The sequence below is a fragment of the Nonomuraea recticatena genome, assembly GCF_039533245.1.
GTDB lineage: Bacteria > Actinomycetota > Actinomycetes > Streptosporangiales > Streptosporangiaceae > Nonomuraea > Nonomuraea roseola.
This window is the reverse complement of record NZ_BAAATE010000045.1, coordinates 26,264-39,965: the sequence shown is the minus strand read 5'-3', so window position 1 is coordinate 39,965 and position 13,702 is coordinate 26,264. Positions and strand designations below refer to the sequence as shown.

At 73.0% G+C, this 13,702-nt stretch carries 19 protein-coding genes; 9 read left to right on the top strand and 10 right to left on the bottom strand.

Translation table 11 applies throughout. The features are described 5' to 3' along the window. Window positions 1–80: 80 nt before the first annotated feature. Both ABFX50_RS45425 and ABFX50_RS45420 read left to right on the top strand, forming a co-directional pair. A complete protein-coding gene (locus ABFX50_RS45425) occupies window positions 81–1,331 on the top strand; it encodes an MFS transporter (protein WP_346156145.1) in 1,251 nt (416 codons plus the stop codon). A 96-nt stretch (window positions 1,332–1,427) separates the two neighbouring features. Continuing rightward, the gene (locus tag ABFX50_RS45420) at window positions 1,428–1,850 is read left to right on the top strand and encodes an HflX-like GTP-binding protein (RefSeq protein ID WP_346156142.1); all 423 of its coding nucleotides are present in this window, start codon (window positions 1,428–1,430) and stop codon (window positions 1,848–1,850) included. Between the two features lie 102 nt (window positions 1,851–1,952). Here ABFX50_RS45420 and ABFX50_RS45415 read toward each other — a convergent pair whose 3' ends face one another. The 6 genes from ABFX50_RS45415 to ABFX50_RS45390 form a co-directional block, all read right to left on the bottom strand. Then, window positions 1,953–2,612: a class I SAM-dependent methyltransferase gene (locus ABFX50_RS45415; protein ID WP_346156139.1), complete on the bottom strand. Its 660-nt coding sequence runs from the start codon at window positions 2,610–2,612 to the stop codon at window positions 1,953–1,955. Window positions 2,613–2,711: 99 nt separating this feature from the next. After that, complete coding sequence (locus ABFX50_RS45410; protein ID WP_346156135.1) at window positions 2,712–3,440, bottom strand: class I SAM-dependent methyltransferase; 729 nt, start codon at window positions 3,438–3,440, stop codon at window positions 2,712–2,714. Between the two features lie 64 nt (window positions 3,441–3,504). After that, window positions 3,505–4,062: a GNAT family N-acetyltransferase gene (locus ABFX50_RS45405; RefSeq protein ID WP_346156131.1), complete on the bottom strand. Its 558-nt coding sequence runs from the start codon at window positions 4,060–4,062 to the stop codon at window positions 3,505–3,507. Between the two features lie 189 nt (window positions 4,063–4,251). Beyond that, window positions 4,252–5,280: an alcohol dehydrogenase catalytic domain-containing protein gene (locus tag ABFX50_RS45400; protein WP_346156129.1), complete on the bottom strand. Its 1,029-nt coding sequence runs from the start codon at window positions 5,278–5,280 to the stop codon at window positions 4,252–4,254. A gap of 6 nt (window positions 5,281–5,286) precedes the next feature. Next, on the bottom strand, window positions 5,287–6,165 hold the full coding sequence (locus tag ABFX50_RS45395; protein ID WP_346156126.1) for an MFS transporter: 879 nt from the start codon (window positions 6,163–6,165) through the stop codon (window positions 5,287–5,289). A gap of 218 nt (window positions 6,166–6,383) precedes the next feature. Next, entirely contained in the window at window positions 6,384–6,539 is a 156-nt protein-coding gene (locus ABFX50_RS45390) for a hypothetical protein (RefSeq protein WP_346156123.1), read from the bottom strand. Window positions 6,540–6,664: 125 nt separating this feature from the next. On the opposite strand from ABFX50_RS45390, the gene ABFX50_RS45385 reads away from it, so the two are divergent. From ABFX50_RS45385 to ABFX50_RS45375, 3 genes are all read left to right on the top strand, one after another. After that, on the top strand, window positions 6,665–6,829 hold the full coding sequence (locus ABFX50_RS45385) for a hypothetical protein (RefSeq protein WP_346156120.1): 165 nt from the start codon (window positions 6,665–6,667) through the stop codon (window positions 6,827–6,829). Continuing rightward, window positions 6,826–7,203, top strand: coding sequence for a GntR family transcriptional regulator (locus ABFX50_RS45380; RefSeq protein WP_346156117.1), 378 nt, complete (start codon window positions 6,826–6,828; stop codon window positions 7,201–7,203). The genes ABFX50_RS45385 and ABFX50_RS45380 overlap by 4 nt, the downstream gene beginning before the upstream one ends. A 164-nt stretch (window positions 7,204–7,367) precedes the next feature. Beyond that, window positions 7,368–8,081: a carbon-nitrogen hydrolase family protein gene (locus ABFX50_RS45375; protein ID WP_346156115.1), complete on the top strand. Its 714-nt coding sequence runs from the start codon at window positions 7,368–7,370 to the stop codon at window positions 8,079–8,081. Between the two features lie 84 nt (window positions 8,082–8,165). On the opposite strand, the gene ABFX50_RS45370 is transcribed toward ABFX50_RS45375, so the two are convergent. Continuing rightward, window positions 8,166–8,573, bottom strand: a complete 408-nt coding sequence (locus ABFX50_RS45370) for a RidA family protein (protein ID WP_346156200.1) — start codon at window positions 8,571–8,573, stop codon at window positions 8,166–8,168. Between the two features lie 162 nt (window positions 8,574–8,735). Between ABFX50_RS45370 and ABFX50_RS45365 the strand changes: the two genes are divergently transcribed. Next, a complete protein-coding gene (locus ABFX50_RS45365) occupies window positions 8,736–9,059 on the top strand; it encodes an NIPSNAP family protein (RefSeq protein ID WP_183644069.1) in 324 nt (107 codons plus the stop codon). 32 nt (window positions 9,060–9,091) lie between these two features. Here ABFX50_RS45365 and ABFX50_RS45360 read toward each other — a convergent pair whose 3' ends face one another. Then, window positions 9,092–10,270 (bottom strand): ROK family transcriptional regulator, encoded by a 1,179-nt coding sequence (locus ABFX50_RS45360; RefSeq protein WP_346156111.1) that lies wholly within the window; start codon window positions 10,268–10,270, stop codon window positions 9,092–9,094. A gap of 55 nt (window positions 10,271–10,325) precedes the next feature. Here ABFX50_RS45360 and ABFX50_RS45355 point away from each other — a divergent pair, with 55 nt between their 5' ends. Both ABFX50_RS45355 and ABFX50_RS45350 read left to right on the top strand, forming a co-directional pair. Continuing rightward, window positions 10,326–10,994: an HAD-IA family hydrolase gene (locus ABFX50_RS45355; protein WP_346156108.1), complete on the top strand. Its 669-nt coding sequence runs from the start codon at window positions 10,326–10,328 to the stop codon at window positions 10,992–10,994. Further along, on the top strand, window positions 10,991–12,253 hold the full coding sequence (locus tag ABFX50_RS45350) for an MFS transporter (protein WP_346156105.1): 1,263 nt from the start codon (window positions 10,991–10,993) through the stop codon (window positions 12,251–12,253). Before ABFX50_RS45355 ends, ABFX50_RS45350 begins: the two co-directional genes overlap by 4 nt. Window positions 12,254–12,322: 69 nt before the next feature. Here the strand turns inward: ABFX50_RS45350 and ABFX50_RS45345 are convergent, their stop codons facing one another. Next, window positions 12,323–12,967 (bottom strand): NADPH-dependent F420 reductase, encoded by a 645-nt coding sequence (locus tag ABFX50_RS45345; protein ID WP_346156102.1) that lies wholly within the window; start codon window positions 12,965–12,967, stop codon window positions 12,323–12,325. 48 nt (window positions 12,968–13,015) lie between these two features. Then, the gene (locus tag ABFX50_RS45340) at window positions 13,016–13,351 is read right to left on the bottom strand and encodes a winged helix-turn-helix transcriptional regulator (RefSeq protein ID WP_346156099.1); all 336 of its coding nucleotides are present in this window, start codon (window positions 13,349–13,351) and stop codon (window positions 13,016–13,018) included. A 77-nt stretch (window positions 13,352–13,428) separates the two neighbouring features. On the opposite strand from ABFX50_RS45340, the gene ABFX50_RS45335 reads away from it, so the two are divergent. Further along, complete coding sequence (locus ABFX50_RS45335; protein WP_346156096.1) at window positions 13,429–13,689, top strand: SRPBCC family protein; 261 nt, start codon at window positions 13,429–13,431, stop codon at window positions 13,687–13,689. The last annotated feature ends 13 nt before the right edge of the window (window positions 13,690–13,702 follow it).

The following is a 13,702-nucleotide window of genomic DNA, read 5'->3' as shown; positions in this document are numbered from 1 at the left end:
GGCGTGGTCGCGGGGTGAGGACTCGCGGCCGGCGTCGGAATGGCGGTGGCTGGAGTACGGGCCCGTGGGCAGTCCCTTGGGTGCCAAGGGGTCCCGCTCGTCGCGGGCGCCAACACGATCAGGGCCACCGCCACCACGGCAGGCGGCTGCCCCGACTTCGACTACCTGGAGATTCTGGGCTCGCGGCGACCGGCGTCTCCGTCACCGGCGACGGCGCCTTCCTCGCGGCGGCCCCGCTCCTCGCCGCCTCCCTGACCAGGGATCCGCTCGCCGTCGCGGCGGTGACGGCCGCCTTCTTCGTGCCCTGGCTGGTCATCGGCCTGCCCGCGGGTGCTCTCGTCGATCGCTGGAACCGGCGGCGGGTCATGCTGGCGGCCGACCTGGTCAGGGCGCTGGTCCTCACCGTGGCCGCCGTCCTGGTCGTCACCGGCGGCGCGAGCGTGCCCGCGCTGGTGGCGGCGGTGCTGGCCGTGGGCGCCGCGCAGTGCTTCTTCGACTCCGCGGCGCAGGCGACCATTCCGGCGGTCGCTGGGAGGGACAAGGACGCGCTCGCCCACGTGAACGGCCGCTTCTGGGCGCTGGACACCATCGGGCGAGGGCTTCTCGGGCCTCCCCTCGGCTCGGCCGCGTTCGCGCTGGCACGAGCCCTGCCGTTCGCGATCGACGCCGCCTCGTTCCTCGTCTCGGCGTGGCTGGTGCGCCGGCTGCCCGACACCGGTACGGCAGGCGCCGCCCGCGAGGGCCTGCTGTCGGCGGTGCGGGCGGGCCTGCGCCACGTGTTCCGAACGCGGGAGCTGTGGGCGCTCGCGCTCAGCCTCGGCGCCTACAACTGTGGCTTCAACCTCGTCCTGGCCACCTTCGTGCTGTACGCCACGGACGTGCTCGCCGTACCGGCCGCGGCGTACGGCGCGCTGGTGGCCGCGGGCGCGGTCGGCGGCGTCGTCGCCGGATGGCGGGCCCGCGCCCTCACCAGGCGCCTGTCCTACCGGCAGACGACGGCTCTCGCGCTCGGCGTCCAGGCGCTGGTGTGGCTGGGCGTCCTCGCCGGCGCGAACGTCTGGATGACGGGCGTCCTGCTCGCCGTCGGCGGCGCGGGAGCGACGCTGACCAGCGTGGCCGTCGGGTCGGGCCGCCAGGCCCTGACCCCCGACGACCTGCTCGGACGCGTGGTCGCGGTGTTCCGGCTCTTCGGGATGGGCGCGGCGGGCCTGGGGGCGCTGATGGGCGGCGTGCTGGCGCGCCTGTTCGGGCTGAGCGCGCCGTTCCTCGTCGCCTCGAGCCTCGTGGCCGCCGCCGCGCTGCTGGCCTGGCCCCGCCGGCCGCGCGCCTAGCGGATGCCGGCCTCCTGGGGTGGTGGCCCGGCCGGTCGCGGATCCCGCCGGGGAGCCAGGCAGGGCGCCTGGCGGGCGAGCGCTACCGTGTCCGTCGTGAAGTGGCACGGACGTCAACGGCGGGGCCGCGCCCCGCGCCCGAAGAGGCGGCGGGACTCCTCACCGGTGACCCTGTCGGGTGGGGACGTCCTCCTCGTCGGCTTCTTCTCCGCCAGGCAGCGGCGGCACGCCATCCTCATGGCAGAACTCGCCGAGGCGGTGACGGCCCTCGGCGCTCGCGTGGTGGGGTGCGTGGTGCAGCGCAGGGGCGTCTCCGACGGCGGCGTGAAGGCGATGGACAGGCCCTACTCCTCGCGCACGCTGGTGAGCGCGGGCAAGGCGCGTGAGATCGCACTGGCTCGTGAGGAGAGCGGCGCCGACGCGGTCGTCTTCCTCCCTCCGCTGACGGATCAACAGCGCGACGTGCTCGCGGAGCTCGTCGGCTGCCCCGTGATCAGCTCCACCGACCTGCGGGCGTGACCTCGGGGGCCGCGGGGTGAGGGCCGGCCGCGCTGAAGGCGGAGACGGCGGCAAAGAGCCGTGGAGGCGTGTCCCGGCTGGTCAGCGGTGCCGGACACGGCGTCAGAGCCCTGCCGTGTCTCGTGGGGCGTCGTAGACCAGGGTGTACCGCCAGAAGAGGCGACGCCGGATCCGGGCGCCGGGCAGCTCCCTTGCTGCCGCGGCCCGGATGTCGGCGAGGGTCTCCCGGGCCTCGGTGGTGGGCGCCGTCATGTGCAGGGGCGGCGCCTCGGCGCGGGCCGGGTGTTTGACCAGCCCCATGATCGGATTGGCCGCCATGGCAGGCAGGGCGGCGAGCAGGTCGGCGGGTCCTGACTCCCGGTAGCAGCCGACGATCACGAGGCGCCCGCCTGGGGTCAGACAGCCGCGCAGCTCACGAAGGGTCGGGGCCAGGGGGAGGTGATGCAGGACGGCGACGAGGGTGACGGCGTCCCAGCGCCCCTGAGGACGCCCGGCGAAGTCGGTGTTGACGATGGTGACCGCGGACTCGCCGGCGAAGCGCTCCGCCGCGGCGCGGGCCGTCGGGGGATGAGGTTCGAGCCCGGTGACGGTGGAGGCGCGCCGGCTGAGCAGCGCGACGAGGTTGCCTGTGCCGCATCCGACGTCGAGAACGGTGCCCGCCCCTGAGGAGGCCACCTGGGAGGCGACCCACGGGCCGTAGTGGTCGTTGTGGCTCCACGGGTGCCGCCGGTTGAAACGGTCGAGGCGAGACAGCAGCGTCATGACGATCACCGTAACGATCAGCGCTCCCGCGCGCGGTCCTCCCGGCGCCTCCGGGACCGGATGGTGAGACTGGCGCGGACACGGACCGCCCCGACGACCTCAGGTCGTGCGCTCGGAGACGAACACGAACTCGCGACCTGGACGATCAGCGGCATCTCGCACGTCCAGCACGCGGAAACCGTGCGCGACCAGGCTCGACTCCACCTCCTCGCGGCCTCGGAAGCGGAGAGTGGAGTCGGAGGTGACCACCGCGCCGTCCGACAGGAACCTGTAGGTGTGGCGGAAGGAGACCAGCGGAAGGCTGACGTCGGTGACCTCACGGTGCTGCTCCACCGGCCCGCTCCCAGGGACGTCGAGGACGATGGGAGCAGGGTCGGCGGCCCAGTCCTCCCATGCCCGGCGTTCGGGGCGCCTGGTCTCGAAGACGAGGTGGCCGTGCGGGCGAAGGGCGGCGTGGATGCCCTGGAGCGTCCGTGTCCAGTCGTCGTCGGTGAGGAAGACCTGCGCCACGTTTCCCGTCATCAGGGCGAGATCGGCGCCGAGCCCCTGCACTGCCGTGGCATCCCCGTGGACCCAGGTGATGCTTGCCTCTCGATCCTTCGACCTCGCGATCTCAAGTGACGCCTCGGCCGGATCGACTCCCACGACAGTGTGGCCCCTCTCGGCGAGCAGGACGGCCAGGGATCCTGTCCCGCAGCCGACGTCGAGCACCTGGTCGGCGCCCAGCTCCTCGACGATGTCGAGGTAGGCCGTCAGATCATCGCGCTCGCCGTCGAAGGCGTCGTAGACGGGTGCGAGACGAGGGTGGGAGAAGATCGCATCGGGCACCTGGCGACCATATCCATGAGCAGGCCGCTCCGGCGACGGATTTTCGGCATGACGGGAGAGCCCGTCAGGCGGTGCCGTGCGCGGAACGCCATTCGGGCGCGAGCACCGACCAGATCTCGGTGTCCTGCCGTACGCCCCGGTGGAGGCTGTTCTCTCGCTGGACCCCGTCGCGGCTCATGCCCAGGCGCCTGGCCACGTTGATGCTCGGCGTGTTCTTGGAGGAGACCTGCCACTCCACCCGGTGCATGCCGCGCTCCGTGATCGCCCAGTCGATGATGACGCGCGCCGCGCGGGTGACCAGGCCGCGTCCCGCGGCGGCCGGCTCCAGCCAGCAACCGGCCTCGCAGGTGCCCATGCCCGCGTCGAACACCCTGAACAGGACGCCGCCGACGAGGAGCCCGTCGAGCCAGATGCCGTACAGCCGCCCGGTGTCGGCGGCGGCCCTGTCGGCGTACGACTGGAGCCATCTGCGCGCGGAGTCGAGGTCGCCCACCACGTCGGCAAGCCCGATGTGCTGGCCGACGAACTCACGGCCGCGATCCATGTGGGCGAGGAACTCCTCGGCCTGCCAGGGCTCCAGCGGCCGAAGCTCAGCTCCATCACCCAGGGGAACGGCGAACATTCTCATCCTCCACAGTGGTCGTGCACGATCCCCGGATCCTCGCACGACCGTCCGGCGCGCTGCCCCGCGCCCCCGCACGCCCGCCCGCCCCCGCACGCCCCTGCACGCCCGCCTCCTCCCGCAGCCGCGACCGTCGCCGCCGCTCGGCGGGCCGACGCGCCCCCGACGCGCCCCCGACGCGGCAGGCGGCTACCGGTCGAAGACGATCACCTGGCGGAGTGCGGTGCCGTCGGCCAGGTGATCCATCGCCTCGTTGACGGCCGAGAGCCCGATCCTGGCCGAGATCAGCTTCTCCACCGGTAGCCTGCCCTCGCGCCACATGCGCGCGAACACCGGGATGTCTCTGGCGGGCAGCGCCGAGCCCAGGTAGCTGCCGACGATGCTGCGGCCCTCGGCCACCAGTGCCAGCGGCGAGATCGAGACGCGGGCGTGCGGCGCGGGCAGCCCCACGCTGACGGTGCGGCCGCCGGGGGCGGTCGCGTTCACCGCCGTCTCGAACGCCGGTGCGCTGCCCGCCGCCTCCACCACGATCTCCGCCTTCTCCGGCAGGTCGGCAGGGAGGTACGCCTCGTGCGCGCCCAGCTCGCGGGCGGTGGCGAGCTTGTCCTGGTTGGCGTCCACGCCGACGACCCTGACGCCGTCGAGGGCACGTGCGGTGAGCAGCGCCGCCATGCCGACGCCGCCGAGCCCGACGACCATGACGGTCTGCCCCGCGCGGGGCCTGCCGACGTTGAGCACCGCGCCCCCGCCGGTCAGTACGGCGCAGCCGAGCAGCGCGGCCACCTCGGGCGGCACGTCGTCGTCGACGGGGACGGCCGAGCGCTGGTCGACCACCGCGTGGGTGGCGAACGCCGACACCCCGAGGTGGTGCAGCACCCGCGTGCCGTCCCTGTGCTGGCGGACGGCGCCGCTCAGCAGGGTGCCGCCGTTGTTGGCGGCGCTGCCGGGAAGGCACGGCGCGACGCCGTCGGTGGCGCAGCCGTCGCAGCCGCCGCACCTGGGCAGGAACGTCATGACGACGCGTCGCCCGGGGGCAAGGCCGGTCACTCCCGGTCCGACCTGCTCCACCACGCCTGCCGCCTCGTGTCCGAGGAGCATGGGCACCGGGCGCGTCCTGTTGCCGTCGACCACCGACAGGTCGGAGTGGCACACGCCCGCCGCCTCCACCCTGACGAGCAGCTCGCCAGGGCCCGGCGGGTCCAGCTCCAGACTGATCACCGGCAGTTACCAGCCGACCGCGAAGTACTGCATGGCCTGGGTGAGCGAGATGACCGTGGACAGCACCGTTCTCGGCAGGTAGGGCGGGCGGAACAGCACGCCGGCGTCGCGTATCCCCACCCGCCTGTCGCCCTCAGATCCGCCCTCCTGAGGCCCTTCCTGGACGGCGAAGCCGTACAGCCGGCGCAGGGCCGCGGCGGACTCGCGCAGGCGGCCCTTGGCGGCCAGCCAGGTCGGGCTCTCCACGAGGAAGGTCAGCTGGAGCAGGAACAGCGCGAGCGCGAAGGCGGCCGAGGAGGCCACGGACCAGCGCCAGATGTCTGCGCCCACGTCGAAGCGATAGAACACCAGCGTGAGCAGCAGGTTCGTGGTGGTGGCGGTGTACCAGACGCCCTGCCAGAAGTTGAGCCTGCCCTTGAGCGAGGCCGGGGTGTACTCGGCCAGCAGCGCCATGGCCACGGCGAAGTCGATGCCGTAGGCGATGCCGACCAGGGCCCGCCCGGCGAAGACGGTCTGGAAATCGGAGCCGGCCGCGGTCAGCAGCGCGCCGAGCGCGAAGACGACCTTGGTCATCAGCAGCGGCTTGACCCGGCCGATCCGAGCGGCCAGCCAGCCGCCGAAAGGATTGGAGACGATGGCGATAGCCGGCGCCATCGCGGTGAGCAGTCCCACCTCGGTGGGAGACAGGCCGAGCTGCTTGACCATGGGAGACAGCCCGGCGCCCAGCGCCGCGTTGGAGTAGGCGTCGAGGAACAGACCCGCCAGGGCGAGGAACCAGATCCAGCTGGCCCTGCCGGTCAGGCGCGTGAGGGTGTCGATGAGGCCGGCCGCGTCTGCGGCGTTGCGGATGCGGGTCGTACTGGTGGCCACGGGGGCGTCGCTCATGCCCAGCCGCCTTTCAGGGGGGTTCAGGTCCCTTGCCAGCGGTCCGGAAATGACAAAAGCACAGACGAAGACCACTGACAGGGATGTCTTCGTCTGTGCCTGCCGATTGACGGGACGTTATGCCCCCGTCGTCCGGAATGTCAAGCAACAAGCGGGGCGCGAATGTAGCGTTGTATTGGTACATTGTGCGCGTTCGCCTCCGGGAGCGGCGGCTACCACTACTTCCTGGGCGTCGCCGGATATCTGGCGGGGGCGCTGCTCGCCGAGGTCGGGGCGTCCCTGCCGATGCCCGAAGGCCGTCGCCGGGCCAGCCTCGTGGTGCGCAGGCCGAGCGACCGCCTGACGTGGGGAGCGCGCTGGGGGCCCGTCCTCATCGTCGCGACGCTGGGCGTTCACACCTGGATCTACCAGGCGCGCCGCCGATCTCGGCGCGGCCGACGACGCGATCAGGGCGAGCTCGCTGCAGGCCATCGGCGGAGCGTCGCTGGCCCTGATGTGCATGGCCGCCCTCGACGTCATGTGGGCCATGACGCTCGCCCTCGACGCCCCGGAACCCGCCAACTGGATCATGAATGCGCTGGGTTTCGCGATGGTGCCGGCAGCGCTGTACTCCTGGTTCGGCATCAGGGCCAGGCCGCGCCCTGCCCCGAAGGCCCCGGCATGATCGTCGAGATCGATCCGGACGCGGCCGCGCCGCCGTACGAGCAGCTCAGGGCCCAGATCGCGGCGCTGATCCGGACCGGGAGGCTGTCGGTCGGCGACCGCCTTCCGAGCATCAGGCAACTGGCCCACGACCTCGGTCTGGCGGCGGGGACGGTCGCCCGCGCCTACCGCGAACTGGAGGCCGCGGGCTACCTGCGCGGTCGGGCGGGCCAGGGCACCGTGGTGCGCGACATCCCCCACCTGCCGGAACGTGAACGCACCGCCCGTCTCGCCGACGCCGCCCGCGCCTACGCCGCCGCGGTCCGCGAACTCGGCGTCGACGTCGACGTGGCCCTCGCCACCGCCCGGCACCACCTCACCGACCCTGGCGATTGACCCGCCGCGCCTCGAGGCGCGCGTCGCCGTCACTCTCACCCTCGACGGACCGGAACCTTATCGACACCCCGTCCCGCGCGTCTTGTGACGCCACCGGCGGCTGAGCGCCGTGGGAGCCGCCCGGTAGTCTGCATCCGAACGATCACCTGATCCTGGGGCGAGACATGCTTCATCGTGACCCTCTGACGATCGCGGTCGCCCAGCCGCCGACCATGGCGTTCGACGTGGCCGCGAACGCGCGGACCCACGCCGCCGTCGTCCGCGCGGCCGGCGCGCGCGTGGTGGTCTTCCCCGAGCTGTCGCTGACCGGCTACGAACTGGACGCCCCCGTCATCACCTGCGAGGACCCGCGTCTCATCCCGATCGTCGAGGCGTGTGCCGAGACGCGATCGGTCGCCCTGGCGGGCGCCCTCGTGCGGGGCGAGCAGGACCGCCCGTCCATCGCGACGCTGGCCGTGGACGCGAGCGGTGTCCTGGTGGCCTACCGCAAGATGTGCCTGGGCGGGCAGGAGCCGGAGCGCTTCCAGGCCGGCGAGAAGCCCTCGGTGCTGGAGGTCGGCGGCTGGAGGCTGGGCCTGGCCATCTGCAAGGACATGGGGGTGCCACGGCAGGCTGCCGAGACCGCCGAACTGGGGATGGACGCCTACGTGGCCGGCGTGTGCGAGCTGGAGGAGGACCTGCCCATCATGGAGGAACGGGCCCGCCGCGTCGTCGCCGACCACCGGGTCTGGGTCGCCGTGGCCAGCTTCGCAGGACCGACGGGAGGCGGGTTCGCGCGCACCGCGGGCCGCTCGGGCCTCTGGTCGCCCGAAGGTGCCGTGATCGCCCGCGCCGACGCCGACCCAGGCTCCCTCGCCCGCGCCACGCTCACCGGCTGAGCCGCCGGCCCGCGGCCTCGCCGGGCAGCAGCCCGCACCCTGCCACGGTGAGCGCCACGGCCAGGACCCTGTGGGCAGACCCCGTCAGCCAGGGATCACCGCGACGGCCTCGACCTCGACCAGCTGGTCGTGGTAGCCGAGAACGGTGACGCCGAGCAGGGTGCTGGGCACGTCGTGCTCCCCCATGTACTCGCGGTAGACCTGCCACGCGCTGACCAGGTCGGCCTGTCGGGAGGAGGCCACGTACACGGTGGTCTTGGCGACGTCGGCCAGCGACGCTCCCGCGCCCTCCAGCGCGGTCACGAGGTTGCGCATCACCTGATGGGTCTGCCCCGCGTAGTCGCCGACGGCGACCGTGTTGCCGTCGAGGTCGAGCGGGCACGCGCCAGCCACCCAGATGGAGCGCACGGGCGCGTCGGCGACGGCGGCGTAGGCGTAGTCGACCGCCTGCGTGAGACGGTCGTTGCGAATCAGTCGGACACCAGAGTTCATAGGCATCCGCCTATGGTGTCCTCATGCTTATTGTGTGTCAAAGCATACTATTCAGGCCGTAAGTAGTGACGCGGGGTACGGCGTGCTCACCGCGCTCGACGGCGCGCCCTGACGGTCTGCCCGCCGGAACAGCGAAGCGGCCGCGGGTTGCTAGGGTCAACTGTGATCACTTGTGTCGTCGAGTACGTGATCGACCCTTCGAAGATCGACGCCTTCGAGCGCTTCGGCCGCCGCTGGATCGAACTGGTCAACCGCCACGGAGGCACGCACCACGGCTACTTCCTTCCGGCGGAGGGCGCCAGCGACAAGGCCCTGGCCTTGTTCAGCTTTCCCAGTCTGGCCGCCTACGAGGAGTACCGCGCCCTCTTCGGCGTCCATCCCGACTTCGTCGAAGCCGACCGCATCAGGGACGAGAGCGGGTGCGTCCTCCGTTACGAGCGGACCTTCATGCGGCCGTTGCTTCCCGAACCTCCGGACGAGGGATGAGCCAGGGGCGCGCCGCACGCGTCCACGACAGCTCAGGGCCGCAGCGCGGCCGTCCACGCGTTCATCCCCGCCTCGGTCAGGACGTGGTCCAGCGCGGTGAGGGCGGCTCCGTGCAGCGCGCCGTCCTGGCCCAGGACGGCGGCCACCACGCGCGGCGGGTCCGCCCGGCGAAAGCGCATGAGCCCGCCGGTCAGCGCGGCCTCGAACTCCGGCGTGGCCGCCGCCCGCAGCGGCTGGGCGAGTCCGCCGAGCGTGACGACGTCGGGGTCGAGGGCGTTGATGAGCCCTGCCAGGCCGCCGCCGAAGCTGCCTGCCGTACGGCCGACGGCCGCGGCTGTCGCCGCGTCCGCTGAGGTCCGGGCGATGGCGGCCAGCGCGTAGGTCCGGGGATCGTCCGGCGGCGGCTCGCCCAGATGGCGGGCGATGGCTCTGCCGTCCACGGCCAGGTCCCAGCAGCCGGTGGCCCCGCACGGGCAGCGCAGCCCGGGTTCCCCGAGCGGGAGGTGGCCGAACTCGCCGCCCGCTCCCGTCGCGCCGCTGACCGGCCGCCCGTCGACGACCAGGGTGCCGCCGACCCCCACCTCGATCATGACGTGCAGCGCCGTCGCCGCGCCCGCCGCGGCGCCCTCGCGGGCCTCGGCGACCCCCGCGAGCGTCGCGTCGTTTCCGATGAGCAGGGGCAGCCGCGCGTCGGAGGCGAGCGCGCCGAGGTCCACCGCGTCCCAGCCCAGCGTGGCGGCCTGGACGACCCTGCCGTGCTGCACGGTCGCCGCGACGGCCACCCCCACGGCCCTGACCCGCCGTCCGTGGCGGGTGTGGACGCGTCGCACCGCCTGGGCGATCGGGCCGATCACCTGCTCGGGGCCGCGCCCGGCGTGGACACCCGCCTCGACGATCTCCGGCCTGCCGTCGAGGGCCGCGACCGCGCACCGCCAGTCCTCCTGGCGCAGGTCGACAGCGATCACGAGCGGGCCCTCGGGGTGCGGACCGAGGACGGTGGTGGGACGGCCCCGCCCCGAGGCCGCGGCCGGTGTCTCGGACAGAAGCGCCAGCTCACGCAGGCGCGCGGTGATCTCGGTGGCCGAGCCGCTGCTCAGCCCGAGCCGCTGCGCCACCACCGCTCTCGTCACCCCGGGCTCGCGGCGCATCTCCTCGAGAACCGCCAACGCCCCGCGCCAGCGAGCGTCGCCGACGCGAGAGGGGCTTGCCATCCGCACCACTGTCTCCTTTATGCTCGATGGACGAGTTTATACAGAAGGAGGCCCCATGACACGACGGCCGGACCTCGGTGAGGTGGAGGCGGTACTTCTGGACATGGACGGCACTCTCGTCGATTCCGACGCCTGCGTCGAGCGCGCCTGGACCACCTGGGCAGGCGAGTACGGCGTCGCGGTGGAAACGGTGCTCGCGATCGCCCATGGCAACCCGTCAGGCCGTACGGTGCGACAGCTCTTCCCGCAGCTCGACGAGGAGGCGGCCACGATCGCGGCCCAGCGGCAGCTCGCTCTGCAGTACGACGACCTGTCGGACGTCGCCGCCGCGATCGGCGCGTCCGACCTGCTCGCCGCGCTGGAGGAGTCGGGCCTGCCGTGGGCGGTGGTCACGAGCGCCGACGGACGGCTGGCGAAGGCGCGGCTGGCCACGGCCGGGATCGAACCGCCGCTGCTTCTCACGATCGACGACGTACGGCAGGGCAAGCCCGATCCCGAGGGCTACCTGCGGGCCGCCGCCGAGCTGGGCGTCGACCCCGCCGCATGCCTCGTCGTCGAGGACTCCGCCCCCGGCCTCGCCGCGGGCACGGCGGCGGGAATGATCACCGCGGCGCTCCGCGGCCTCGACGGCGACCTGCGCGTGAGCGACCTCGGACACCTGGCCCACCTGCTGCGCCGCGCGCGAACCAGGCGTGAAGCCGTCGGCCACCAGGTGCAACCATGAGCTGGGACCGGCGCGTGGTCCGCCAGGTCGGGCTCGCGCAGGCGGCGCTCGGCTTCACCGTCAACAGTCTCGGCGCCTGCCTCGTGCTGCTGGCCGCCGACCTGGACAGCGCGCCGGAGGAGCTCGCGTGGCTGTCGTCGTCGTTCGGCGTCGGCCTGCTGGTCGCCGGCGTCACCGGACGCTGGGCGCTCCGCCCCGGACCGCGACCGGCCCTGCTCGGCTCCGCCCTGGTGGCCGCCGCGGGAACGATCCTGCTCGCGATCGGCGCGAGCGCGGTCATGGCGGCGGCAGGCGCGCTGCTGCTCGGCCTGGGCGCGGCGGGGTTCGTGCTGGTCACCCCCGCCCTGCTGAGCGGACCTGACGCCGCTGCAGGGCTGGCTCGGGCGTACGCGGCCGGGAGCGTCAGCGCGCTGTTCGGGCCGCTCGCGATCGGGGCCTTGGCCGCCACTGGTCTCAGCGGACGGCTCGCCCTGCTGATCGCCGTCCCTCCTCTGCTGTTCCTGGCAGCCGACACCCGCCTCCGCCGCTCACCCGCCGCCACCGGCCCTGACGCGGACGCCGTCTCTGTGCCGGACGCCGTCTCTGTCTCAGCCACCGCCACCGTCGCCAGCTCGGACGCCGTCTCCGTCTCCAGTTCGGGCTCCGGGCGTGGAACGGGTGACGGGCCGCTCGGCGCCGTGGAGCGCGCCCGGCCTCAGGTGGAGGTCGCGCGGGTGCCGTCCGTGTGGCGGGCCGCGGGGGTGTGGGCCACGATCGTGGTGGCGGTGTCGATCGAGTTCTGCTTCACGATCTGGTCGACCACCAGGCTGCAGGCCACCGGCCTGCCCGCGGGAGCGGCCGCGGCCGCCGCGACCACGTTCCTGGTCGGGATGGCGGCGGGACGGCTGGCGGCGCCCCGCCTGATCGCCCGCCGAGTCCCCGTCATCCTCGTGGGTTGCGGGCTCGCGGCGGCCGGAACCGTCGTCGTCGCGCTGTTCGACGCGCCGGTGCCGGTCACGTTGGGGCTCGCCCTGGCCGGCCTCGGCGTCGCGCCGTTCTACCCGGTCACGCTCGCCCGGTTCGTCCAGGTGCCCGGCCTCCCCACGGCACGCGCGGCGGCCTACGGCGCGCTCGCCTCGGGCACCGCGATCCTGGCGGCGCCCGCGACCCTCGCCGCGCTCGGCGCCGCCCTCGACCTGCGAACCGCCTACCTCGTCGCGGTGCTTCCCCTGGCACTCGTCCTGGCCGCCGCCACGCTGCCCAGGCGCGCTCGCCCCTGACCTCTCGCCTCGGCAGCCGGCCCTCCTCCACGACCAGGACCGCTGCCTCGCGGCCTCCAGCGGCGGCGGCTACGCGCTCGCGGGGACGACGGCGTGGTCGACGAGATTGAAGACCGTGTGCGCGTCATGTCCGCCGTACAGCAGCGAGATCATGATCGCGGCCATCGCTTCGAGGTGGTGCGCATGCCGAAGATCTCCGACCGGCAGTGGGTCGCAGCCGATGTCGGTGATCAGTTGACGCGTCGTCTGCAGCGCCGCCTGGTCGTCACCGCAGTAGGGCACGACCAGGCTGCGGTGGTCGAACACCGGCGGCCGCATCTGCCAGACCCGCGCGTGACAGAGGTTGAACGCCTTGACGACATGTCCGCCGGTCGCCTGCTCGATGTCCTGCGCCATCGACCGGCCCGGCGGGGTGACCAGCGTGAAGTGCTCGACCTCGACCGGGTTGTTGCAGTCGATGATGGGCTTGTCCCGCAACGCGTCGCCGATCGCGGCGAGCGTGCCCGCCATTCCCTGGTAGAGCACCGCGATCAGGGCGACGTCCGCGAACTCGGCCACCTCCCTGGAACCGCCGGCGCGAGCGCCCCACTTGCTGGCCAGCGCCTGCGCCTTGCCCGCCGTCCGGCCGGTGATCATCAATTCGTGTCCCGCGGCGGCCCACTGGGTGCCGAGCGCGTCGGCCATCGCACCGGCCCCGAAGATTCCGATTCTCATGGCCGCAACGCTAGGAGCGCGTGGGGCACCGACCGGTTCCCCACGGCGTCAGTCGTCACCCAGTTCGTCGGCGTGCTCCTCGGCCCACCGGGCGAGCACCGACACCGGCTCGAGGAGGCTCTCGCCGAGGCGGGTCAGCCGATACTCCACGCCCGCCGGGGCGGTGGCCAGGGTCCGCCGCTCCACGAGGTTGCCGCGTTCCAGCTTGCGCAGCGTCTGGGTCAGCATCTTGTTGCTGATCCCGCCGATCTGGTCGCGCAAATCGCTGTAGCGCCGCGGGCCGCGTCCCAGCCCGAACACCACCACGACCGACCAGGTGTCGGCGATCAGATCCAGCGTGGTGCGGGCCGGACAGTCGGCAAGGAACACATCGTAGTCACTCATGTACAGGCGCTGCCCCGCATCCGACCCCCTGGTTACGGCCTCCCAGTGTAGGCGGGCCGACCTTTCCCGACGGGCACGTGATCCGCGAGCTGATCGTCACGAGCGACGACGACGCCCGCCGCCTCGCCTACGCCGTCGTCGAGGGCGCGCGGCCCCCGGTCGAGCACCACCACGCCGCATTCGAGGTCAGGGCGGAGGGCGCGGAGGCGAGCCGGCTGATCTGGACCACCGACGTGCTGCCGCACGCGGTCGCGGCCGAGATCCGCGTGCGCGTCGAGCGGGGCGCGGCGGAGATGAAGCAGACGATCGAGAGCTCCGCACGATCACCCCGACGGTGATCGTGCGGCTTCG